Consider the following 2174-nt stretch of genomic DNA (forward strand, 5'->3'; position numbering starts at 1 on the left):
GTTAAATTAGAGTGGGTGTCTAGTTAAGTTCTTAATTAAATTAGCGGAAAACCCATTATTGAGGTATGAAGGACATGTTATTCGTGGAGATCAATTCAGTGATGACTTATTAGAGGAGCTGTTCCCTGTTGGTGGCATACATTATGAAAAAGGTTTTAAAAGTTCATCGAGCAATTTAGATAAGCCCTTCGATGGCAATACTAAAATACTTATAACTTCTAAAACAGGGGTTAATATTGCTAACAATGCTGCAGTAAAGCCAGAAGAGCAAGAAGTATTATTTAAGTCAGGAACGAAATTCAAAGTTATTAGCCGTTTAAAAGTAAATGGAACAAACTTCATAGAGCTAGAAGAGGTTTAAAATGAGTGAAAAAAAATATTATGATGATTCTGGTGAGTTAATTACCTCTTCCGCAATAATTCGAATGTTAGAAATGGAAAATAAAATTCCTAATGATCTTCGATTTCCTTTTATGACAAATAAATTAAGTGGTTCTAGAGAGCCTCATAAAACCCAATGGATGTCATCATATAATGTCTATCGCATAGCAGTCCCTAGACCTACTGATGAGCAATGTAAAGAATATTATCAAAGAATCCAAGTTGATTGTGATGATGACATAAATCGCTTTCGAGGTGCTTTACTCGGATGTGCACTTGGTGATGCTTTAGGCACAACTCTTGAATTTAAAGCCCCTGGGACATTTAAGCCAATTACTGATATTGTTGGTGGTGGGCCATTTAACTTGAAAGCAGGAGAGTGGACTGATGATACTAGCATGATGTATTGCTTAGCTCATAGTCTTGTTCGTACTAAAGTTTTTGATCCTAAGGATCAAATGGATTTGTACTATAAATGGTGGAAAGATGGTGTTTTCAGTGTAAATGGTAAGTGTTTTGATATTGGTAATACGGTCGTTAATGCTCTGCAAAATTATGAGAAAACTGGCGATCCTATATCTGGTAATACGGATCCAAAATCTGCTGGAAATGGGTCTTTAATGCGTTTAGCGCCAATACCAATTCGTTATTATGATAATTTTGAAAATGCAATTAAGTATGCAGCTTTAAGCTCTATTACAACTCATGGCGCTGAAGAAGCTGTGGATGCTTGTCGCTATTTTAGTGGGTTAATTTGGGGGGCTTTGCATAGGGAATCGAAAGAAACTTTACTCGATGGGATCTATACTCCCATAGACGGGTATTGGGATGAAAATCCATTGTGTCAATCTATAATTGATCTCATAGTCGACGCTAAATATAAATCTAAAAGTGCTTCGCAAATACGCGCAAGTGGTTATGTTATGCATACCTTGGAAGCAGTTTTATGGGCTTTCTATCATTCTGAAACATTTGAAAGTGGTGCTTTATTAGCCGTTAATTTAGGTGAAGATGCTGACACAACAGGCTCTATATATGGGCAGCTTGCAGGTGCATATTATGGAGAACGTGTAATTAATTATCATTGGGTTAAAAAAGTGAGAGAATATCATGTTTTTTATTTAAAAGCCCAAGAGTTTAAAGAGTTAATCTTTTCGGAAAGAAATTAATAACTGTCTCGTCCTGATGGAAAAATAAATCCTAATGATGCTACTTTTCGCAAAATTAATGAAAAGCTCGCCTCATTTAACTCTCAAAAAGCAGGGATGAAAAATCCTCAACTTTTTTGAACAATGTAATAAAACCAACGCTGTTAAAAATCGGTTTATCATCAAAAAAAGCAGAAATTTTATTGCTAGGTACAGCGATTCAAGAAAGTCGATTGAAGTATCGTCAACAACTAGGCGGTGGACCTGCTTTGAGTTATTTTCAGATAGAGCCTGCTACTCATGATGACATTTGGGATAATTACCTAAGTTATAGAGCAGAGTTAGCTTTAAAAGTTAAAAGCTTAATGACTACTGAAGATAAGTTAAAGGAGCTAAAAGAGAATGATGCTTATGCATGCGCCATCGCTAGAATCCACTATTTAAGAGCGCCAGCTGCCTTACCTGAAGCTAATGATACTAATGCGCAGGCACAGTATTGGAAAACTTATTATAATACGCCACTTGGAAAGGGAACTGTGCAAGAGTTTATCCATAATTGGCAAACATATGGAGTAAGTATATGAATGTTTTTAAAGGGGAATAAACAAGACACCCATCTTGGGGAATAAACAAGACACCCATCTT

3 protein-coding genes are annotated in these 2174 nt (G+C 35.9%); all 3 read left to right on the top strand.

The features are described from left to right. The first annotated feature begins 58 nt into the window (after window positions 1-58). The 3 genes from CWC16_RS19220 (at window position 59) to CWC16_RS19230 (ending at window position 2113) form a co-directional block, all read left to right on the top strand. A complete protein-coding gene (locus CWC16_RS19220; protein WP_171037694.1) occupies window positions 59-361 on the top strand; it encodes an ADP-ribosyltransferase domain-containing protein in 303 nt (100 codons plus the stop codon). A gap of 1 nt (window position 362) precedes the next feature. Next, a complete protein-coding gene (locus tag CWC16_RS19225; RefSeq protein WP_212747448.1) occupies window positions 363-1550 on the top strand; it encodes an ADP-ribosylglycohydrolase family protein in 1188 nt (395 codons plus the stop codon). A 116-nt stretch (window positions 1551-1666) separates the two neighbouring features. Then, window positions 1667-2113, top strand: a complete 447-nt coding sequence (locus CWC16_RS19230; RefSeq protein WP_138542679.1) for a hypothetical protein — start codon at window positions 1667-1669, stop codon at window positions 2111-2113. The last annotated feature ends 61 nt before the right edge of the window (window positions 2114-2174 follow it).

This window comes from Pseudoalteromonas sp. S3776 (assembly GCF_005886915.1).
Lineage (GTDB): Bacteria > Pseudomonadota > Gammaproteobacteria > Enterobacterales > Alteromonadaceae > Pseudoalteromonas.

Coding starts and splice junctions, on each gene's coding strand:
- CWC16_RS19225 (WP_212747448.1), top strand. CDS start 363: ATGAGTGAAAAAAAATATTATGATGATTCTGGTGAGTTAATTACCTCT.